Source organism: Mesorhizobium sp. M0659 (assembly GCF_040320605.1).
In the GTDB taxonomy this organism is placed as follows: Bacteria; Pseudomonadota; Alphaproteobacteria; order Rhizobiales; family Rhizobiaceae; genus Mesorhizobium.
Genome location: NZ_JAMYPY010000009.1, coordinates 109,214 through 129,279, shown reverse-complemented (window position 1 = coordinate 129,279; position 20,066 = coordinate 109,214). Strand labels below are relative to the sequence as shown.

Below are 20,066 nucleotides of genomic sequence, written 5' to 3'. Positions count from 1 at the left end.
CTTACCTCTCCACCAGCGCCATCCTGGCGTTGACCACATTCATCACCGCCGACGTCACCAGGCTGATGATGAGATAGACGACCATCATGATCAGCACACCCTCGACCGCTTGACCGGTCTGATTCAGCACTGTGCCGGCGATCGCCGTCAGGTCGGGGTAACCGATGGCAATGGCCAGCGACGAGTTCTTTGTCAGGTTGAGATACTGGCTGGTCAGCGGCGGGATGACGATCCGCATGGCTTGGGGAACGACGACAAGCCGCAGGATAGATCCCGGCCGCAGCCCCAGGGCGCCAGCCGCTTCGGTCTGACCCTTGCTGACGCCGAGAATGCCGGCGCGCACGATCTCGGCGATGAAGGAGGCCGTGTAACAGGACAGCGCCAAATAGAGAGACAGGAACTCCGGCCCGATCTGAAAGCCTCCGGTCAGGTTGAAGGTCGATTGCTTTGGAAAGTCGAAGCTCAAGGGAAAGCCGCTCAGCGCATAGGCCAGGAGCGGAAGGCCGACGATCAGCGCCGCCGAAGTCCAGAATACGGGAAACTGCTGGCCGGTTGCCATTTGCCGCTGGCGTGCCGTGCGCGCGACAAAAAAAGCCATGGCGATGCCGACAAGCAAGGCGACAAACATCAGCCAGGAGCCGTCGCCCCAGATAGCGCGCGGAAAATAGAATCCGCGTTGGTTGAGGAAAGAGCCGAACGGCAAATTGAAACTGTCGCGAGGCGCCGGCAGTACCGCGAGCACGCCTGAATACCAGAAGAAGATCACCAGCAGGGGCGGAATGTTGCGGAACACCTCGACATAGACCGTGCAAATCTTGCGAACCAGCCAGTTGCGCGATAACCGGCCGACGCCGACAATGAAGCCAATGATGGTCGCGGTGATAATGCCGGCAACGGCGACGATAATGGTGTTGATAAGCCCGACTACAATGGCCTGGCCATAGGTCGAATCAGAATCATAAGCGATGGGCCTGACTGGAATGTCAAAGCCTGCTCGGTTGTTCAGGAAGCCAAAACCGGAAGTAATATGCAGGCGCTGCAGGTTGACGATGACGTTGTGGACGATCCACCAGACGCCCGCCACCAGCAAGATGACAACCACCGCCTGGAAGAAAAACCCGCGGACTTTCGGATCGTTGATGAAGGAACCGCGGCTCGGCTCCTCGCGAAGAACTTCCTGCGATGCCATTGCTCATCCCCTGGAAAGAGAAACCGGAAGGCAGATGATCTGCCTTCCGGATCACATTTCGATCAGCGGATCGGCGGTGCGTATTGCAGGCCGCCCTTGGTCCACAGCGCATTGATGCCGCGCGCGATCTTCAGCGGGCTGCCGGTGCCGACATTGCGCTCGAACATCTCACCGTAATTGCCGACTGCCTTGACGATGTTGACGACCCAGTCATTGCTCACGCCAAGGTCGGTTCCGATCTTGGTTTCGGCTTCCTGACCGAGCACGCGCTTGATCTCCGGATTATCCGAGGTCTTCATCTCTTCGACATTGGCCTGGGTGATGCCCAGTTCCTCTGCCTGCAACAGGGCGAAGTAGGTCCACTTGACGATGTGGTACCACTGGTCGTCCCCCTGGCGTACGGCGGGGCCGAGCGGCTCTTTGGAGATGATCTCGGGCAGCACGACATGGTCGGCCGGCGCACTCAGCGTCAGGCGGATGCCATAGAGGCCGGATTGGTCGGTGGTGTAGACGTCGCAGCGGCCGGCGTCATAGGCAGCGTTGACCTCTTCCAGCTTTTCGAAGACGACCGGGTTGTACTCCATCTTGTTCGCCTTGAAGTAATCGGCGAGGTTGAGCTCGGTGGTGGTGCCGCTCTGCACGCAGACTGCCGCACCTGAAAGCTGCAGCGCCGAATTGACGCCAGGCAGTTTCTTGGCGTTGATCATGAAACCCTGGCCGTCATAATAGGTGACGCCGATGAAGTTCAGGCCAAGCGCGGTATCGCGATTGATGGTCCATGTGGTGTTGCGCGACAGGAGATCGATCTCGCCCGACTGCAACGCGGTGAAGCGCTCCTTGGCGCTGAGCGGCGTGAACTTGACCTTGGAGGCATCGCCGAAGACTGCGCCAGCGACAGCGCGGCAGAAATCCGCGTCGATGCCTTTCCAATCGCCTTTGTCGTCAGGCGCCGAGAAGCCGGCCAGGCCCGTCGAGACACCGCACTGGATGAAGCCCTTCGCCTTGACGGTATCGAGCGTTGTCGCCGACGCGGCCGAAGCCATCCATCCAAGCGCAGCGGCACCGAGAATGCCAATTGCAATATGTTTCATAACCCACAGACCCTTTTCTGTTTTCAGGTAAACCCTGATCCTCAGGCAAATCCTGATCTTTTCCCGCGTGAACCCGGCTCCCATCCGGCTCATTCCGGAACCTCGCGTCGTAACCGACGCCCGGCCCCTCCCATTCACGAACTGCATCGAAGGCGATTATCTCTGTGAGGTCAAGGGAAATGACCGTTTCACGACAGCTTTGAAAACCAATTGCCGCAAATGCCTGAATTGCGGACAACACCCTCAGGAAAGCAGCAAGCCCCGCAAACAAAAACGGCAAAGTCCGTCGACGCTAATCCAAATCCACTCATGAAATCCGCGGCTCTGGATCGCCAGGCTTTCCAGACTATTCATGGGGGAATTGGCCTATGCAAAGGGCACCGCCTGGCGGGCGCCCGCTGTTGCACGGCCAATGCCGCCGCTCTATGGCTAGCGCTTTCACCACAAGGCGAAGAGCAATGGCGACTGACGGCAACGAAATGGGTATCAACACGCGGCTTGCCCATTCGGGCAACAATCCGCACGACTATTTCGGCTTCGTCAATCCGCCGATCGTGCATGCCTCGACCGTGCTCTATCCCAATGCGTCGGCGATGGCGGCGCGCAGCCAGAAATACACCTACGGCACACGCGGCACGCCGACCACCGATGCGTTGGCGCATGCGATCGACGCGCTGGAAGGCTCCGCCGGCACCATAATCGTGCCGTCGGGCCTGGCGGCGGTGACCGTCCCGTTGCTGGCGTTTCTCTCGGCAGGCGATCACATCCTGATTGTCGATTCCGTCTACCACCCGACCCGCAATTTCGCCGACACGATGCTGAAGCGGCTGGGTGTCGAGGTCGAGTATTACGATCCGCATGCCGGCGCCGGCATCGCCAGCTTGATCAAGCCGAACACCAAAGTCGTGTTTACGGAATCACCGGCCTCCAACACCTTCGAGGTGCAGGACGTTCCGGCGATCGCCAAGGCGGCGCATGAAACGGGCGCCATCGTCATGATGGACAACACCTGGGCAACGCCGCTCTATTTCCGTCCGCTCGACCACGGCGTCGATATCTCGATCCATGCGGCGACGAAATATCCGGCCGGGCATTCGGATGTGCTGCTGGGCACAGTGTCTGCCAATGCCAACTGCTGGAAGCAGCTTTGCGAGACGTTCTACACGATGGGCTGCTGCGCCGGCCCCGACGACGTCTATCAGGTGCTGCGCGGCCTGCGCACGATGGGCGTACGGCTGGATCATCATCAAAAGAGCGCGCTTGCCATTGCCGTCTGGCTTGAAGGCCAGCCCGGCGTGGCCCGCGTGCTGCACCCGGCGCTCCCCAGCCACCCCGACCACGCGGTGTGGAAGCGTGATTTTTCCGGCTCGAGCGGCATCTTTTCCATCGTGCTCAAAGGCGGCGGCCAGAGACAGCAGCATGCCTTCCTCGATGCCTTGAAAATCTTCGGTCTCGGCTATTCCTGGGGCGGCTATGAGAGCCTTGCCGTGCCGGTCTTCCTCGGCGACCGTACCGTCGCCAAGGGCCCCTATGACGGCCCGCTGATCCGGCTGCAGATCGGGCTCGAGGATGTCGAGGACCTCAAGGCCGATATCCTGCGCGGGCTGGAAGCGGCCGCTGCGGCATGACACCAGCAAACTTGCGAAGCTGATTCCGCTAGCCCGCTTAACCCGTTGAAAGGATTGGCGAGCGACTTTCGTAGGACGATCGACGTCGCAAAGCCGCTCATGGGTAGACCAAGCGCAATGTTATTTCCCCAACGCGCGCTTTTTCGGATCGGTTTGACTTTCAAAATCGTCGGCCCAACGCCATTGCAGGCGCTGCGCCCACAATTCCAGTCGGACTGAGCTTACCATGGCCTTTCGTCTCTTTGTCCCCATTCTCGCCGGCGCGACGCTGCGCGAGCGCCTCATCGCCTGCATCGGGGCGATGATCGGCATTGCGCTGACCGGCGCGATCGGCGCGCTGGTGCTTGGCAATGGCCCGCATATGCCGCTGCTGGTGGCGCCGATGGGGGCGTCGGCGGTGCTGCTGTTCGCGGTGCCTGCAAGCCCGCTGGCGCAGCCATGGTCGATCATCGGCGGCAATACAATATCGGCGCTGGTCGGCGTGATCGTGGCCCATTTCGTCCATCAGCCCGTTCTCGCCACGGGCATTGCCGTGGCGATGGCGATCGCCGCCATGTCGTTCTCGCGCTGCCTGCATCCGCCGGGCGGAGCCGCCGCACTGACCGCCGTGCTCGGCGGGCCGGCCGTGATCGGTGCCGGCTTCCTGTTTCCGTTCGTGCCGGTGGCGCTGAACTCCATGATGCTGGTCGCGCTCGGCTATGCTTTCCACAGGCTGTCGCGACGCAGCTACCCGCATGTGCCGGCCCCTGCCCCGAAAAGCACGCACGGAACCAGCGATCCGCCGGCTCAGGAGCGCATCGGCTTCCGGGCCGAGGACATCGATGCCGCGCTGGCTGCGCTCGACGAGACCTTCGACATCGACCGCAACGATCTCGAACAACTGCTGCGACAGGTCGAACTGCAAGCGACGATGCGCGCACACCGAACCATGTTGTGCGAGGACATCATGTCGTGCGACGTGATTTCGGTCGATGAACACGCGTCCGCCGATCGGGCGCGTCATCTGCTGCTCGACCACAATATCCGCACGCTGCCGGTTGTAGACAAGGACGCCAGGCTGGTCGGCACCGTTGGATTGAGGGAATTGGCGCGAGCCGACGAAGCCGTCGGAAGCGTTACGTCGACAGCGTCGACCGCCGCCGCCGGTACGCCCGCCATGGCCCTGCTACCGGTGCTCACCGACGGCCGCACCCATGCAGTCATCATCGTGGACGGGGACAGCCGCATCCTTGGCCTGATCACGCAGACCGATCTGCTTGCGGCAACGGCACGAGCGCAGGCTGCTGACAAGCCGCTGGCGGAAGCAGTATTCTAGGCGCCGTCGGAGCCGGGCGAAAATGGCCGGGAACCTTTTGCCGGCGATGTCATCCAATGTCTTGATCGAGGTTTCGAACGGGGATTGGATCGAGGAACTGGCCATGCCTGCTATGTCTCTACCAATGCCCACTGCTGCCTCAAGCGAGATGCTTCTCGTGCGCCGCGCGCTGGCACGCGAAGGCAACGCCTTCCGCATCATCATGAAGACCCATAATCAGCGGCTCTATCGCATCGCTCGCGGGGTGGTGCGCAACGATGCTGAAGCCGAGGACATCGTCCAGGAGGCCTATGTCAGAGCCTTTGCCCATCTCGATGCCTTTCGCGGGGAGTCCTCATTGGCCACCTGGCTGTCGCGCATCGTCATCAACGAGGCGCTCGGCCGTCTGCGCAAAAGGCGGCGGACGGTGGCGAAAAACCCGCAAGCCGAAATCATCCAGTTCCCCCTCAATCCCAGCGACGATCCGGAGCGGACGATGGCGCAGCGGCAGATCCTCGAGTTGGTGGAACGGGCGACCGACAGCCTACCCGATGTTTATCGGACGGTGTTCGTGGCGCGGGTTATCGAGGGGCTCAGTATCGAGGAGACCGCCGAGCTGCTTGGCGTGCGGCCGGAAACCGTCAAGACAAGGCTACACCGCGCCCGCGCCCTGGTACGCAAGGCACTCGACGACCAGATCGGGCCGGTGCTGCTCGACGCCTTCCCGTTTGCCGGCCGGCGCTGCGACAGGCTGACCAGCGCCGTCATGCAGCGGCTCGGCCTGGAGAGCTGATCATCGGCTGATTTGGCCGATTTCCCCGGGAACGTTTGCCGCCGCTGCGCATCCAATGACCGTCAACTGAAAAACATGGCCCGGCGCGATCCCGCGTCCGGGCGAAGGAGATGCCATGCTTACCCGACACACCGCCGCCCTCGCTGCCTTGCTGCTGCTTGGCGCTGCCCCGCTCGCACAAGCCGCCGACAAGCCGACGGACCCGCAGATCGCCCACATCGCCTACACGGCAGGCGTCATCGATGTGGAAGCCGCCAAGCAGGCGATCAAGAAATCGAAGACCAAGGAGGTCGTGGATTTCGCCAACGACATGGTGCGCGACCACGAAGCGGTCAACGCGCAGGCACTGGAACTGGTAAAGAAGCTGAAGGTGACGCCGGAAGACAACGCAACCAGCCAGGCGCTGACCAAGGCTGCGGCCGAGGAGCGGGCGAAGCTCGCCAAACTCGACGGCGCAGCCTTTGACAAAGCCTATGTCGACAACGAGATCGCCTACCACAAACAGGTCGACGGCGCGCTTGAAACCCTTTTGATCCCATCGGCCAGCAATGCCGAGTTGAAGAGCCTGCTGCAGACCGGCCTGAAGATTTTCCAGGGCCATGAACAGCACGCCGAGCATGTTGCAGGTATGCTGAAGTAAGGACCAGGCCATGTCGAAACGGCTGCTGTGGATTGCACTGGCGCTGGTCTTCGGGACCTCACCCGTGCAGGCCGAAACCATCCAGGTCACCATCGACAAGCTTGTCTTTTCGCCGGCAACCGTCGAGGCGAAGGTCGGCGACACGATCAAGTGGGTGAACAATGACGTGTTCGCCCACACGGCTACCGTCAAGGGCGGCTGGGAAGTGATGATCCCGCCGAAGTCAACAGCGAGCCTGACCCTGCAGAAGGCGGAAGCGGTCGACTATTTCTGCCGCTTCCACCCCAACATGAAAGGTCATCTGGCCGTGACGGCGCCTTGATCGCGGTCCGCAAGCCCGTCCTGCTGCGTTGAGGCTCGCCTGGCTTCATCCGGCCGGGTGATGTGCGTCCACGAGCCGTGACAGCCCGGCTGGCGGCGTGCGATCCAGGCATCCAGCCCTTCGCGCAGATCAGCGGTCGGAGCCATGCGGGCGAACTGCTCGGCCTCGACAGCCAAGCCATCCGCGATGCTCTGGTTCAGGCCGCGCGCCACTGCTGTGAGGATCGAGGCAATTGCTGCAGGAGAATGCCTGGTCATGCGACGGGCGAGATCAATTGCGGCGGGCATCAGCTCCTCATGCGGCACCACCTGATTGACGAGGCCGAGTTCGAGGGCGCGCGGCGGCGGGAACCAATCGCCGGTCAACAGCAGCTCGAGCGCCCGCTTGCGCCCTGCCAGCCTCGGAAGCCGCTGCGTGCCGCCGAAAGCAGGCGGCATTGCAAGGTTGATCTCAGGCTTGGCGAACAAGGCGCGGTCGCTGGCGATAGCGAGCGGCACGGCTTCGGTGATCTCGCAGCCGCCGCCGAAGGCGATGCCGTTGACGGCGGCGATGACGGGCTTGCGGAACGCCTCCAGCCTTGCGGTCAGGCGCTGTCCGCGCATGACGAAGTCGCGCAGGGCAACGTCGACGCCGATGTCCACGCTGCCTGAGAATTCATGGATGTCGCCGCCGGCGGAGAAGGCGCGCTCTCCTGCTCCAGTGAGGATGACGGCGCGGATGGCATCGTCGGTCTCGGCGGCATCGAGGAGCGCAAGCAGGCGATCAATCAGCGCATAGTTCAAGGCGTTGAGCTTTTCCGGCCGATTAAGTGTGAGGATGGCGATCCCGTTGCGGGCCTCGGTGAGCACAAGCTCGGTCATGTCTTTTCCTTCCCTGTGTTTGTCGACGGAGAGGATCAGGCTTTCGGTTGTATGTATATTCACTAGTCGGTATACTTGCGTATGAGCGAAGCACCAAGCCCTACCCGCAAACGCATTGTCGATGCCGCAACGAAGCTGTTCTATGCCGAGGGGATCGGCCGCGTCAGCGTCGATGCAGTGGCGGAAAAAGCCGGGCTGACCAAGCGCACGCTCTACTATCATTTCAAGAGCAAGGACGATTTGATCGCGGCCTATCTCGACGGTCGCGACCAGCCGAACCTCAAGCAGATGGCCGGCTGGTTCGAGACGGCCGAAGGCGATGTCGAGCGCAAGGTCGAGGCGATTTTCACCAATCTGGCGCGCGTGGCGAAGCACCCGAAATGGAGAGGCTGCGGCTTTCTGCGCACGGCAGCCGAACTCGCTTCCATGCCCGGACACCCGGCCGTTAAAGCGGGGGCGCGGCATAAGCAGAATTTCGAGACCTGGCTGGCCGGCGAACTCACAGGCCACGGCGTCGACGAGCCGCAGACCCTGGCGCGCGAAATCGTGCTTTTGATGGACGGCGCGTTCTCGATCATGCTGATCCACCGCAACCCCGACTATGTCGAGGCGGCCGGACATGCCGCTGCAACGCTGGTTCGGGCAAGGTCAGGATCGGCGACTATCCGCTAGAGCGTTCACCGTTTAATGAAGACGGCGAAACACGCTATTTCTTTGACGCAATTCCGGACGGAGAACCGCTTCACACTTTTTCCTGGAATTGCTCTAGAATCCAGCCGCCAGCCATGCCGTCCCGACGGCAAGGGTCAGCAGCGTCAGTGGCAGGCCGACCTTGAAGAAGGCTGAGAAGGACAGCTGCGTGCCGGCCGCCCGCGCCTGTTCGGCGACGATCAGGTTGGCGACTGAGCCGAGCAAGGTGAAGTTGCCCGCCAGCGTCGAGCTCATCGCCACCACCAGCCAGGCACGCCCGGGGTTTTCAAGGCCGGGTATGAATGGCCGCAGCGCCAGCACGGCCGGAACATTGCTCATGATGTTGGAGAGCACCGCGGTGAAGCCCGATAGACGCCAGACGTCGTCCAGCCCGAGGTTCTTGGCCGAGGCGATGATGTCGGGCGTCAGCAGCGTCTTTTCGGCGCCGGCGACAACGATGAACAGGCCGGCGAACATGAACAGCAGCGGGCCGTCGATCTCGCGGTAAATGCGTGCCGGCTTGATGGCGCGGGTGAGCAGCAGGATGGCGCCGCCGATGAGCGCTGCCTTGGCAACCGGAACGCCGGCGAAGAAGGCGATGGCCAGGCCAATGCAGACAACCACCGCCTTCAGCACCTGTCCCGGCAGCATGCGGCCGCGATAGACTTCCGGGTTGAGATCGGCGGTGCGGGCGAATTCGGCGCGGTAGACGATGCGCACGATGACGACGACCGCGACGAGGCCGAAGAGGGCAACCGGCGCCAGGGCGGCCGAAAAGGCTGGATAGGAAATTCCCGACAGCGCGCCGATGACCATGTTCTGCGGGTTGCCGGTGATGGTGGCGACGCTGCCGCAGTTGGACGCGGTGGCGGTGGCGATCAGATAGGGAATGGGATTGCGATTGATGACACGGGTGACGTGGACGACGATCGGCGCCATGACCAGGCAGATGGCGTCGTTGACCAGGAACGCCGACAACACGCCGGTCAACAGCGTCACCATCACCAGCAGCACGAAAGGCGCGTGCGCATGCTCGATAGCGTAGGCGCCAAGCGCCCGGAAGGCGCCGGACACCTTCAGATGCGCCACCACGATCATCATGCCGAGCAGCAGCGTAATGGTGTCGAAATTGATGGCGCGATAGGCATCTTCCATACTGAGTGCGCCGATGGCGATCATCGCCGCCCCCCCCAGCAAGGCGATCCCTGCCCGGTCGAGACGGAGGCCTGGAATACGCCCGATTGCGACGCCGGCATAAGTCAGGACAAGGATCAAAAGTGCCGCTGCGCCCATCAATGTCATTGGCTGACATCCTTGTCCAAACGAACCGACGCAGAAACGGACTGTTCCCGCTCGGGCATTTGCCGGGCAGCTTTAACGCCGCTCCAGCAAAGCGAAAGCCTATAACGATCCGAATGCGAAAATCGGTGGGCAAAATCGCGGGTTGACCGATGCCGGGAGCAACCGGAGCTTGATCTTGAGACGGCCGAGATTGGGAATGAGACACGCGCGGCGGACTGCCGGTGGCCTGAGATTGCCATCCGCGAACTTCCCCTCGGAAGGCTCTCGTGGCGTATGTAATTAAATTCTAATTTAGGCTTTCCGGGTATGGATAGCTTAGCCATGTTTCGGCCTTGGGGTTTCAGATGGTCCAGGTTCTTGAGAGGGAATGCCGTGTCTCGGAGAACGAGGCTCTGCTGGCGCGTCCGATGGAATGTCCACAATGTCACGGAACCCGCAAGGTGTTTGTCTGTGCCCGGTGGGCCAGCTCGAACGGCCATTGCTGCCCCGGAGGAACACACCGGCTCAGTTGCCCCGGTCACAGCGTCGCGTGCATGGAGTGCGAAGAGAACCTTGAGCGTGTCTGAAGCGATCGCGACTATTGCCTGTCGGGAAAACGCAAAAAGCCCGCTCCGGCGAACCGGAGCGGGCTTTGCAACCATACGCCAAGAGTACCCTGCTGAGACCAGTACCCTGCCGAGAGCCGACCCGCTTTGCGTTTCCGCCACCGCAATAAATTAGCGGCACTTCCAGGAAAGCGATTGTTGGCTAACCGCCGTCGAATTACTCGCCCGACTGGCCGTCGCCAGTCACACTGCTGCCCAGAATTCCAAAGTCCTGAGACTTAGTTCCTTGTCCCGCAGTCAGGAATCCATCCGCATCCAGGCCGCGCCGCAGCAGTTCCCGCACCGCCGCGGACCGGCTTGGCATGCGCTTTTCGAAGCGCCAGTTTTCCAAGGCAGCCAATTCCTCGGCTGTCAGCATGATCTGCAGTCGCTCGGGTCGTTCCAGCTCGGCCATTCGCGCCTCCAACCGTCAAGACCAAAAAATATGGTGAGTTAGTATGTGTCTCAATTGCAGTATAGCTAGGGGTCCCCGTGCAGCGCGTCAAGAGAGGCTGATGGGTGACTCACATACAAGACCAACGATGAGGAAGACACGCCGATAGCACAACCCTCGCAGTCTGCTAACTACTTGATTTACTTGAGAATATTTTATATTCTTCTTGCCATCTGAAGGTCGTTGGCGCATCTTGATCACGACGGGACAACCGGCTCCTGAAAGGAAGGTTTCCATGCGCTACGGATATTCGGCTCGGCTACGGGAGGATCTCAATTCACGGGTCCTGGGCGCGCTGCGCTCGCGCGGAATGGTCAATATTGCGGTGGTTGCCGAGGACATACGATTGCGTAACCTGGACGAGAACGTCGCCCTTGAAGACGTCGAGCGGCTTGTGATGCAGACGGCCCAACTCTACGGCGCGGTGATGGAATTGGACGGACTGACCTCCGTCGAGGCGGGGAGATTGACTTCGCTTGCCGACGATAAGCACGAACTGTCTGGCATCGGCAATTCCGACACCACAGGCGGCCAAACCGCTCCCCTGCTGGGATTGTCCTAAGGCGCGACCCGCTCTTTCAATCGACAAAATCCGCGAGAGAGATTTGGACCGAGCGCAGCGGCGCCTGGAGCGTCCAGACGACGCCTTGTTCCCCAAATTCCAGTTGTCCGGTGCCGCTAAGCGCTTGTGGTGCAACCCGCTTGAGCACGACGGAGCCAAAACCGCGGCGCGTCGTCCCACTCAGGTTCGGCGGCCTCGTTGTAGAAGGTGATGCGGCCCTGTGTGTCGATGGTGTAGGCTGCAACGGGCAACGCTTCCAACAAACTGGCGGGCCCGACACCTGGGATTCCAATCCCCGCATGTTGGATGACGTATTCCCCTACCCCAAATTCCCCACCTGCTCGATTTGCCCGTTCCGCGGTAGCTGAGATGCACGTGCGAGGTTTCGGTTCCCGTCGTCCCCTTGGGACGGCAATTGTTCTCCTCAGAAAAGGCGATCACCCGCCGGGCGGCGCCGGATCTCAGGGCTCGCGCAAATGTCGACAACGAAGCGCAACTCAGGCCGTCTTTGTCGGAAGCTCGTCAACCCGAGGCGGTTCTCCCGTTAGCCCCGCCTGACGCCAGCAACAAGTTGCCTGGAACTGTGTCGCCGATGGCAAACGACAACATTGCGGCAAACAGGCCCTGATCGGCATCCAGCTTCAAAGGCCGCGGAACGTTGTTTCGCAGCCTTTACGCTGCGCCGATGGCTTCGCATCGACAGGAACCAATCAAGGGCCAGAGCGTTTGCCGCTGCGTACTCTTCTCAGACGTAGCCAGACGGAGTGAGGGACATGGCTTCATCGGTACTTATCGGCATTCTGATCACTTTCCTGATGATCATCCTGGTGCTCTATCTCATCCAGCGTCTGCCGCTCGATGGCCGCACGAGGCAGATCGCGCAGATCGTTGTCATCATTATCGGCATCATTTCGCTGTTGAAATACCTGGCCGTATTTTAGGATAAGGATCGCCATGACATCCCAAACAATCGCATGGATCATTGGAACGGCGTTGTTTGCAGCAACAAGCACGGCCTACGCCCGACCCGACACGCGTTCGATGAGCTGCGAGGAGACGCAGCACCTGATCCAGAGCCATCACTCGGCGGTGTTGACGACCGGCCGGAATACTTACGATCGCTATGTCCGCCAATACGGCAACGAGTGCGACTGGCCGGAGGTGCCGGTCGCTGCCTCCGTTCCGACACGTGATGGCCAGTGCCGTGTCTATTGGTGCCGGGAACCGGTGTTCGATTTCCCGAACTGACATATCCAGCAGCCTTGCGGCGGTCGTCGCCATGGCGCTCCCGGTTCAGACGATGCATTGCGCGAGGCGACATGGAACCCTTGCGCCGCGCGTGAATTGATTGTGCGCATGGCGCTGCAAGATGTAGCGGTGTGATGCCCAACCAGATGGAGGAGCGGTCATGCCCAATGATACAAGGCGGAGCGGCAGCTGCCTGTGCGGCGGCATCCAGTTTTCGGTGACGGGAGATCCCTTTCGGATTGGCCTTTGCCATTGCAAGGACTGCCGCAAGGCTAGCGGGTCGGCTTTTTCGACGTTTGGAGTGTGGCCGCTCGAGGCGTTCGAAACGACGGGTATCGTCAACAGCTACGGCGACAGAAGTTTTTGTCCCACCTGCGGCGGCCGGGTGCCTTTGGTTCGGGAGAATGAGGTGGAAGTGACAATTGGCAGCCTCGATGAGGTGCCCACCGAAGGGCTGGAGCCCAGCTATGAACTCTGGGTCAATCGCCGTGAGCACTGGTTGCAACCCTTGCCTGCTGCCCGGCAATTCGAGCACGACCGGGTCGATGACGAGCCGACAAACCGGACAGCCGAACCGATTTCTGACGGTGTCGAAACGCCGTCTAGCTTGCCGCAACGCAAGTCGGCCTAGCGCGAGCGGCGCAGACAGCCGGCAGGCAGGAAATCATTCTCGACACCGCCCGATGCCGACAGGACCGGGTCCGACAACATTTCACCCGGTAGAAGCCAAACGCAAAAAGCCCGCCTTGGCGTCAAGCCAAGGCGGGCGGTAGATCATCCGGCCTGCGCTGCCGTGGAACGATGGGTTGGCCAAAGCCCTGGGCTGAGACACGGTGCCGTTTGTAACCGGCGATTGACTACGGAGCGGCCCCGGTTAGCTGGAATTCGTCTTGTGGTTGCAACGATGCTAGATTTTGTTTGGAAACGAGAGCTTAAGACCACGCAATATCGTTACGTCAACTATGCTGTCCAAGTATCTCGTGGTGTGAACTGAAGGAATCTTGCTGTCTTGTACAAAAGAACGCTTTGTTTATTTTCTTTCCGTCACATAGTGTAGCGAATCTTGAAGCCGGATGGGGCGATTTTCGTGCAGCCAGCGCCTTCGCAGGATCGCGGTCCGCACGTGCAATATCCACTTCACGGCAATCTTCATGCAGCATAGCCAGCGCAAAGTTCATACGCAGACGTTGGGGGGCACCAATGGACCAGCCGAGCAAAATGGAGAACCTGCAGTTCGCGCAAGGGATACTGCGGGAGCTTCGGCAGAAAGCCGAAGCCGACGGCCAGAAGCTTCTGACCTACCTCATCGACATGGCCTACCTTGAAGCCAGCGACCGCATCCGTGCACATTGGGTCGGCAATCACGAGCCCGAAAACCGCAGGGCCAAGGGGTAGTGTCAAGGGGTAAACCCGAAACGGGGCTATGGTTGCCCCCACGGAGCGTTTGATCAGACGCTTGGGGCCGGCGAGGCCACCGGTCAGTTGGCAATACCGGCTGAGAGGTCAGCCAGAACCTCCCTCACCCGAGTTTCGCTGACGCCGCGCGTGTCCTTGACCCAGCTGGGCGTCGAAAGCGGCGGTTCGATAAAGCGAACATGGTTGTTTACAGGCCCATGCACATAGGGGCGATTCAGCCCGTAGATGAGCGCGCATGGGACGTTCAGGGCAGCGGCGGCGTGGGAAATCCCGCCATCAACCCCGAGGAACATGGTCGACGCAGCGATTTGGCACATCGCGTCAGCAATCGACGGGGTCGAGGTGAAGTCGATTGCCTCAGGAATGGCGGCGCGGATTTTTGCGGCACCGGCGTGCTCGCGCGGTCCGCCTACAATCCAGATTGCCCAGCCGCGATCATGATGGTCTCTGGCGATCGAAATGAAGCGCTCGACGGGCCATGAGCGGAAATTCTCAATGTCGGCAGTATAGAGCGCCAGTGCCGGTCGGTCGGCATCGATCTTCTTGTGCTGGCGCCATTCGTCCAGTTCGGCCGGATCGACCACAAGCCGGGGCGCCGGCCACTCTGCGCCCGCAGCCGGCTTTTCGCCAAGCGAGGCAATCGAGCAGACCTCCTCGAACAGCCGCGTCTTGCGGGGTCCGAAGGCCCATAGATGGGCCAACCAGCCGGCGGGGAAGCGATTGAGGAGGCCGAATTGCAACTCCTGCGGATAGCCGATGCGCTCCTCTATTCCGGCCATGAACGCCATCAGCGCCGCCTTGGTGCTGCTGGTCATCAGATAGGCCGTACGGTAATTTTCCTTGCGCAACTCGCCAACCAGGCGGCTGCGCTCGCCAAAACCGGGGCGCTGATGACGCTTGGCAAGCGCCCAGCCCTTCCTGACATGCGGCATCAGGCGCGCCAGCGGCGCTGCAACGGGCGAGGTGACGACATCTATGGGGCGATCAGGAAATCGCGCGGCAATGATCTGGATGGCGGAATGGCAACGGACGAAGTCGCCGACCGCGGGGAAGCCGACGAAGAGGATTGGATCGCCGGTCGTCAAGGAAGCGCTTCGCCGTCAAGGATGCGGGCATAGAGATCCAGATAGCCGCGCGCCGCTTTTTGGATGGGAAATCTCGTCGCGGCCGATTCGCGGCATTGCTGAGGCGTAAGGTCGGCGACGGCCTCGAAAGCGGCCGCAAATTCTTCATCGGTCTCAAAGAAGCGCCCGCTGTCGGCATCGACCGTCTCGGGCAATGCGCCTCGCGTCGTCGTCAGCACCGGAGTGCCGCACAACATGGCTTCGACCGGTGCGTTGCCGAACGGCTCCTCCCAGGCGATGGGGTTGAGGAAGGCTCGCGCTTCGCCGAGAAGGCGAAGCTTCGGCTCGCCGTCAACGATTCCGTGGAAACGGTATCGCCTGCCAAGGCTCTTGAAAAACAACCCTTCGCGGCGGGTCTGACTTCGGCCCAGCAGTTTCCAACGCGAGCCACCGGCGATATCGAGACCGAAATCGAATTTTTTGGCGAGATCGACGGCGCGGTTGAGGCCTTTGCTTGATCGTGCAATGCCGGCGAGAAATAGCAGGCGGTCGCCCTTTGCAGCCGACAAACGATAGGCGTCCACCGGAAAGCCATTGTGGACGAATGTCTCGCGCCCATGCTGGCGGGCATGATTGGCGCTGATAAAGCTCCAGTTCGCAACTGGCATGGGCTGGTCCGGCATAAAGCCGCGCTGCGTATTCAGCGTTGGAAATGGCACCTCGACGGGCCAACTATGGGTGTGGACGATTTGCGTGTCGCGCGGAATGGCTGCCCGGCATTCGGCATCGGTCGAAGCGTGCCGGACTTCGAAGAGCGGGTGGCTGGAGCCAGGGCCAGCGATCACCACGACTTCGTGTCCGAGACGAACCATCTCCGTGGCCAGCCATTCGACCTGACGCTGAATCCCACCGTAACCTCGGCAGGGTATTACGCCCTTCAAAACGAGCGTCACCCGCATTGACCTTGCCTCACAATGCTCTCAAAGACGGCCCAGTTGCGTCACGGGCTGGGCATTGTCAAGGTCGCGCCAGAAACGCAAAAAGCCGCGGCGGCCTCGATCGGGTTACGGAATCGTTAATCAGCGCTTGCTACTATACCGGATGACCAAGAATCTCGGCAATGCACCCAGGACCATCTCCAGGCAACAGCCAAAGACCTCCGCTCTTGGTGGGCTGACGCCCGCCCTGTTTCCCCTTGTGGTCGTCGCGCTCGGATACATGATCGGTCGGCAATTCTTCGGCTTCTAGGGCGACTCGTCTAGGCGCGCACGGTAAAGGCTCGCGCCACGCGGGGGACGCCGTCAATGTCCACCCAACCTCCAAAACCAACCGGCGGCACCGTACGCCGCTACCCACTGCCCCGCACGTAAGCAAATTTTGTGCAATCACGGGAACGTGATATTCACTGATCACCGGACAAGGGGGCGCTGATGAGGTGTCTGGTGATCAATCTTGATCGTTCTCGCGATCGGCTGGCGCATGTCGCGTCCGAGTTCGGCCGGATCGGAGTACCATTTGAGCGTGTCTCCGCCATCGATTGCCCCGATTTCTGCTCTGTCGCCAAAAGCCCGCTAAGCGCTGCTGAGGTTTGCTGTTTCCTGAGCCACCGCTCGTGTTGGGAGATCGTTGCGAACGGCGCGGATCAATATGGCGCGGTTTTCGAGGACGACGTCGTTTTCGGCGCGGGCGCCGGCTCGCTGCTTGCTTCCGATCGATGGGTGCCGCGCGATGCCGATGTGATCAAGCTGGAAACGCATTTTGCCAAAGTGAGGGTCGGACGCAAGGAAGTCGCTCTCGATGATGGGTTTTCGCTTGCCAGACTTTATGGCCTGCACGCGGGCGCCGCAGGCTATGTCATCTCCAGATCGGCAGCGCAAAGATTGCTGCGCAGGACCATGCATCTGAGAGGAGAGGTCGACTTCGTTCTTTTTCACCCAGGATTCATGACCTGCTCGGTCAACCGAATCTATCAGATCATGCCGGCGCTTTGCGCACAGCACCATTTTGTTTCGGGACGAGAGCGCCTTCCAAGCCTCGTGCGACGGCCCGGGAGGCGGCCAAAACCGTTTCTCGATCGAATTGTCGGAGAAGCGGTGCGAACCTTCGCCTATCTTCGAAACCAGAGCCTGACCGGAACAAAGAAGATCGAGGCCGTCGCGTTCTCAGGCTCTGAGGTCGACGGCAAACCCGTCCACGGCGCGTTCATCTATGGGCAGCCCGAGCACGGCCACTTCAACAAGGCGGCCGGCATACCGATCGCGCGGAAGAATAGTTCGACCGCCAAATAAGCAGACGATAGCGGCTGCGTTACGAAACAGCCTTTTCGCGGACCGGAAGCTTCCAGCCCGGCCTGACAAAGTGGCAGGTATAGCCGTTGGGGTATTTCTCGAGATAGTCCTGATGCTCTGGCTCCGCCTCCCAGAAATCGCCCACCGGCGCAAGCTCGGTGACGACCTTGCCCGGCCACAGTCCAGAGGCATCGACATCGGCGATGGTGTCTTCGGCGACGCGCTTCTGCTCGTCGCTGGTGTAGAAGATCGCCGAGCGATAGCTCATTCCGACATCGTTGCCCTGGCGGTTCCTGGTGGTCGGATCGTGGATCTGGAAAAAGGATTCGAGCAATGTGCGAAAGCTGATCCTGGCCGGATCGAAAACGATCTCGATGGCTTCGGCATGGCTGCCGTGGTTGCGATACGTGGCGTTGGGCACATCGCCACCGCTATAGCCGACGCGGGTAGAGATCACGCCGGGATAGCGCCGGATCAAATCCTGCATGCCCCAGAAACAGCCGCCGGCAAGGACTGCACGTTCGGTGGACGTCGCCATATCATACCTCCATTGGATTGCTCCTTAGGTAGGCATTGTCGCTGGCTTCTTCCAGCATCTCAAGTGCATCACTCGTTGCCGGCCGAGCCGAACCGCCGCACGATGACCTCGAAGACGATGTCGGAAATCCACATTGCCGAGACGCCGATCAAAAAGGCGGCGGCGAGCGTCGTGGTATCGTCGGCCGGATCGGGGATAGGCATGCCGGTTGCCCTGACCCAGGCGACGGCAGGCAGCGTCAGATACGCAGCCGCCAGCGCCCCGCAGATCGGCGAGGCAATCATCTCGCGCAGCTTGTAGCGATGGCGCGACAGTGCTCGCAGCACGCCGCCGGCTAGCCCGGCGGCGACGACCGGCCCCTTGATGCCGAGCATGTCGAAGAGGTCGTGCATCGGCTAAGGCCTCCATCCGCAGAGCTTTTGTCCCTTGCGGTTGTGCGCCAGGAGCGCTCTCGCCTCGGCGTCCGACAGGACGTCGACGGCTTCGGCCGACAGGCGCAGCGGGCTCGAAATCGCGCAGAAGCCGCCCGAAGCAGTCGTGCACCCGGCAAGCGCCACAAGCAGCGCAAGCATCAGTCCCTTGCCCATGATTTCAGCTCCTTTCGAACAGCGTCCGCCGGCAATGCGCCGACGTCGTTCTGCACCTGCTCAGCGACCGCGCGCGCCGCGGCCTCAGCGGCCGCCAGTTTGCCGCGCTCGGCCCTGGCGCCGGCCAGCCGCTGGTGAGCGCCCCAGCAAAGGGCGGCGATGACCGATGCCAGGAAGCCCAGCAGCGCTTTGTTGCCAAGCAGGACGGCGAGGAGCGCGCTCACAGCAGCCACCCGGCGACAAGCCCGGCGGCAAAGCCGATAGCATAGGGTTTCGCGGCTTCGAGATAGGCGATGAGCAGTTGTTGAAACCCTTCCATGTCAGTGCTCCCAGCCGGATTTGCGGGCCAGCCAGTGCCAGGTCTCGGTGACCGAGGCGATGGCGAGACCGGCGGCGATCTCCAGACCAGCTTGAATGTCGGGGTCGGAAGAAAATGCCGCCGCGTCGTCGGCGCCGAGCAGGCCACGCGCGACCAGAACACCGGCGCCGTAACGCAAGCCGATGCGGATGAAGACGGCGATCATGTCGAACTCCTTGCGAAAATCGATTTCAGGATTTGAAGCAGCGCACGCCAGAACGGCAGGCGTTCGACGGGGCTGACGCGCCCGCCGGTAGACACCGGCGGCATCGCACTGCCGGGCTTCGGCGAGAGCGCTGATGGCTGGGGCGGGGTGCCCGGCAAAGGTGCCGCGGGCTGTAGTGCCGACATCAACAGCGCCTGGGAACGGACCGACCGGATGCGATCGCTCCAACCCTTGCCGAAAACCGGCCAGGTCGGCAGCCGCCGCAGGAATGCCAGGCGGGCATCGCAAAGATCGTCGATGACTGCGCCCGGTGGCCTGGCGCCGACAGCTTTGAGCGTGGCCGGGCCGATCCTGCCGTCCTGTGCGGTGCCAACTGCCGCCTGCAGATATTTAGCCGCCCTGCCCGGCCCACTGTTCACGGCGAAGTCGAAGACGGCATAGTCGACACCGCCGGGAAGCTCGGCGCCCGCAGCGGCATCCCAATAGAAGCGGCGATAGACCGTGGCCACCTGAGCATCCGTGATATGGCGAAGGTCGTCCTTCGTCGCATCCGCCTTCACGTAGCGGCGGAAATTGGCCAGCGTCACGCCCTTCATGGTTGCGCCGCCGGGATCGGCCGGATTGTCGGACCAGCCGCCTTCCGATTTGAGGACGAGCGCAAGCGCCCGCGCGAAGTTGCGGTCCATTGGGGTTTTCCTTTCTGCCCGCGAAAGGCAGGTTGTCGATTTGCGAAGCTGCTTGCGGTTAGGCGTCGATCATCGAGACAACGTCGCTGGAGACCTTGGCGGGGCGGTATTTGGTGGCGTCGGCCGGAAAGGAGATCGGAACGGCGAATCGAGCGACGGCACCATTGCCGTCGTCGCCGCTGCGATGGTGATCGAAGATGCACCTCCGTATGCAGTGTTAGGAAGAATTCCGGCAAAGGTGATCAAGAAGCGCTTCGACGACGAAAATAGCCGAGGCTTATTGAGATTCGGTGGTGGATTGGGCAG

25 protein-coding genes are annotated in these 20,066 nt (G+C 61.4%); 12 read left to right on the top strand and 13 right to left on the bottom strand.

Annotated features, from left to right (window positions below):
* Position 1: 1 nt before the first annotated feature.
* Together NKI31_RS16730 and NKI31_RS16725 are read right to left on the bottom strand one after the other, a co-directional pair.
* Entirely contained in the window at positions 2–1,189 is a 1,188-nt protein-coding gene (locus NKI31_RS16730; RefSeq protein ID WP_023671481.1) for an amino acid ABC transporter permease, read from the bottom strand.
* A 62-nt stretch (positions 1,190–1,251) separates the two neighbouring features.
* Positions 1,252–2,280 carry an amino acid ABC transporter substrate-binding protein gene (locus NKI31_RS16725; protein WP_023671480.1) on the bottom strand — a complete coding sequence of 343 codons (1,029 nt, stop codon included), beginning with the start codon at positions 2,278–2,280 and terminating at the stop codon, positions 1,252–1,254.
* A 458-nt stretch (positions 2,281–2,738) separates the two neighbouring features.
* Between NKI31_RS16725 and NKI31_RS16720 the strand changes: the two genes are divergently transcribed.
* The 5 genes from NKI31_RS16720 to NKI31_RS16700 all read left to right on the top strand — a co-directional run bounded on the left by NKI31_RS16720 (position 2,739) and on the right by NKI31_RS16700 (position 6,957).
* Positions 2,739–3,908: a cystathionine beta-lyase gene (locus NKI31_RS16720; RefSeq protein WP_023827227.1), complete on the top strand. Its 1,170-nt coding sequence runs from the start codon at positions 2,739–2,741 to the stop codon at positions 3,906–3,908.
* 226 nt (positions 3,909–4,134) lie between these two features.
* Complete coding sequence (locus tag NKI31_RS16715; protein ID WP_352652123.1) at positions 4,135–5,223, top strand: HPP family protein; 1,089 nt, start codon at positions 4,135–4,137, stop codon at positions 5,221–5,223.
* Between the two features lie 103 nt (positions 5,224–5,326).
* Complete coding sequence (locus tag NKI31_RS16710) at positions 5,327–5,995, top strand: RNA polymerase sigma factor (protein ID WP_023705692.1); 669 nt, start codon at positions 5,327–5,329, stop codon at positions 5,993–5,995.
* Between the two features lie 115 nt (positions 5,996–6,110).
* On the top strand, positions 6,111–6,635 hold the full coding sequence (locus tag NKI31_RS16705; protein ID WP_023697729.1) for a DUF4142 domain-containing protein: 525 nt from the start codon (positions 6,111–6,113) through the stop codon (positions 6,633–6,635).
* A gap of 10 nt (positions 6,636–6,645) precedes the next feature.
* Complete coding sequence (locus NKI31_RS16700; RefSeq protein WP_023814796.1) at positions 6,646–6,957, top strand: cupredoxin domain-containing protein; 312 nt, start codon at positions 6,646–6,648, stop codon at positions 6,955–6,957.
* On the opposite strand, the gene NKI31_RS16695 is transcribed toward NKI31_RS16700, so the two are convergent.
* Complete coding sequence (locus NKI31_RS16695) at positions 6,933–7,817, bottom strand: crotonase/enoyl-CoA hydratase family protein (RefSeq protein WP_352652122.1); 885 nt, start codon at positions 7,815–7,817, stop codon at positions 6,933–6,935. The genes NKI31_RS16700 and NKI31_RS16695 overlap by 25 nt on opposite strands.
* Positions 7,818–7,898: 81 nt before the next feature.
* Between NKI31_RS16695 and NKI31_RS16690 the strand changes: the two genes are divergently transcribed.
* The gene (locus NKI31_RS16690; RefSeq protein WP_027049699.1) at positions 7,899–8,489 is read left to right on the top strand and encodes a TetR/AcrR family transcriptional regulator; all 591 of its coding nucleotides are present in this window, start codon (positions 7,899–7,901) and stop codon (positions 8,487–8,489) included.
* A 93-nt stretch (positions 8,490–8,582) separates the two neighbouring features.
* On the opposite strand, the gene NKI31_RS16685 is transcribed toward NKI31_RS16690, so the two are convergent.
* Positions 8,583–9,809 (bottom strand): anion transporter, encoded by a 1,227-nt coding sequence (locus NKI31_RS16685; protein WP_023709703.1) that lies wholly within the window; start codon positions 9,807–9,809, stop codon positions 8,583–8,585.
* A 762-nt stretch (positions 9,810–10,571) separates the two neighbouring features.
* A complete protein-coding gene (locus tag NKI31_RS16680; protein WP_023671471.1) occupies positions 10,572–10,808 on the bottom strand; it encodes a hypothetical protein in 237 nt (78 codons plus the stop codon).
* A 274-nt stretch (positions 10,809–11,082) separates the two neighbouring features.
* On the opposite strand from NKI31_RS16680, the gene NKI31_RS16675 reads away from it, so the two are divergent.
* The 5 genes from NKI31_RS16675 (at position 11,083) to NKI31_RS16655 (ending at position 14,052) form a co-directional block, all read left to right on the top strand.
* Positions 11,083–11,409: a hypothetical protein gene (locus NKI31_RS16675; RefSeq protein WP_023727873.1), complete on the top strand. Its 327-nt coding sequence runs from the start codon at positions 11,083–11,085 to the stop codon at positions 11,407–11,409.
* Between the two features lie 773 nt (positions 11,410–12,182).
* Positions 12,183–12,350, top strand: a complete 168-nt coding sequence (locus NKI31_RS16670) for a Thivi_2564 family membrane protein (RefSeq protein WP_352652121.1) — start codon at positions 12,183–12,185, stop codon at positions 12,348–12,350.
* A 13-nt stretch (positions 12,351–12,363) separates the two neighbouring features.
* Entirely contained in the window at positions 12,364–12,657 is a 294-nt protein-coding gene (locus NKI31_RS16665) for a hypothetical protein (RefSeq protein WP_023814798.1), read from the top strand.
* A 160-nt stretch (positions 12,658–12,817) separates the two neighbouring features.
* The gene (locus tag NKI31_RS16660; protein ID WP_352652120.1) at positions 12,818–13,288 is read left to right on the top strand and encodes a GFA family protein; all 471 of its coding nucleotides are present in this window, start codon (positions 12,818–12,820) and stop codon (positions 13,286–13,288) included.
* Positions 13,289–13,857: 569 nt separating this feature from the next.
* Positions 13,858–14,052 (top strand): hypothetical protein, encoded by a 195-nt coding sequence (locus NKI31_RS16655; RefSeq protein WP_023835341.1) that lies wholly within the window; start codon positions 13,858–13,860, stop codon positions 14,050–14,052.
* 83 nt (positions 14,053–14,135) lie between these two features.
* Here the strand turns inward: NKI31_RS16655 and waaF are convergent, their stop codons facing one another.
* Together waaF and NKI31_RS16645 are read right to left on the bottom strand one after the other, a co-directional pair.
* Positions 14,136–15,158: a lipopolysaccharide heptosyltransferase II gene (waaF, locus tag NKI31_RS16650; protein WP_023671465.1), complete on the bottom strand. Its 1,023-nt coding sequence runs from the start codon at positions 15,156–15,158 to the stop codon at positions 14,136–14,138.
* Positions 15,155–16,096: a glycosyltransferase gene (locus NKI31_RS16645; protein WP_352652119.1), complete on the bottom strand. Its 942-nt coding sequence runs from the start codon at positions 16,094–16,096 to the stop codon at positions 15,155–15,157. The genes waaF and NKI31_RS16645 overlap by 4 nt, the downstream gene beginning before the upstream one ends.
* A 471-nt stretch (positions 16,097–16,567) precedes the next feature.
* On the opposite strand from NKI31_RS16645, the gene NKI31_RS16640 reads away from it, so the two are divergent.
* Entirely contained in the window at positions 16,568–17,425 is an 858-nt protein-coding gene (locus NKI31_RS16640; protein WP_352652117.1) for a glycosyltransferase family 25 protein, read from the top strand.
* A gap of 19 nt (positions 17,426–17,444) precedes the next feature.
* On the opposite strand, the gene msrA is transcribed toward NKI31_RS16640, so the two are convergent.
* The 6 genes from msrA to NKI31_RS16610 form a co-directional block, all read right to left on the bottom strand.
* On the bottom strand, positions 17,445–17,963 hold the full coding sequence (gene msrA / locus NKI31_RS16635) for a peptide-methionine (S)-S-oxide reductase MsrA (protein ID WP_023671461.1): 519 nt from the start codon (positions 17,961–17,963) through the stop codon (positions 17,445–17,447).
* A 68-nt stretch (positions 17,964–18,031) separates the two neighbouring features.
* The gene (locus NKI31_RS16630; RefSeq protein WP_023671460.1) at positions 18,032–18,355 is read right to left on the bottom strand and encodes a hypothetical protein; all 324 of its coding nucleotides are present in this window, start codon (positions 18,353–18,355) and stop codon (positions 18,032–18,034) included.
* A gap of 3 nt (positions 18,356–18,358) precedes the next feature.
* Complete coding sequence (locus tag NKI31_RS16625; RefSeq protein ID WP_023671459.1) at positions 18,359–18,550, bottom strand: hypothetical protein; 192 nt, start codon at positions 18,548–18,550, stop codon at positions 18,359–18,361.
* The gene (locus NKI31_RS16620) at positions 18,535–18,774 is read right to left on the bottom strand and encodes a hypothetical protein (protein ID WP_023684348.1); all 240 of its coding nucleotides are present in this window, start codon (positions 18,772–18,774) and stop codon (positions 18,535–18,537) included. Before NKI31_RS16620 ends, NKI31_RS16625 begins: the two co-directional genes overlap by 16 nt.
* A 96-nt stretch (positions 18,775–18,870) precedes the next feature.
* Complete coding sequence (locus NKI31_RS16615) at positions 18,871–19,074, bottom strand: Pam3-gp28 family putative phage holin (RefSeq protein WP_023689878.1); 204 nt, start codon at positions 19,072–19,074, stop codon at positions 18,871–18,873.
* A complete protein-coding gene (locus NKI31_RS16610) occupies positions 19,071–19,760 on the bottom strand; it encodes a glycoside hydrolase family 108 protein (RefSeq protein ID WP_352652116.1) in 690 nt (229 codons plus the stop codon). Before NKI31_RS16610 ends, NKI31_RS16615 begins: the two co-directional genes overlap by 4 nt.
* Positions 19,761–20,066: the final 306 nt, after the last annotated feature.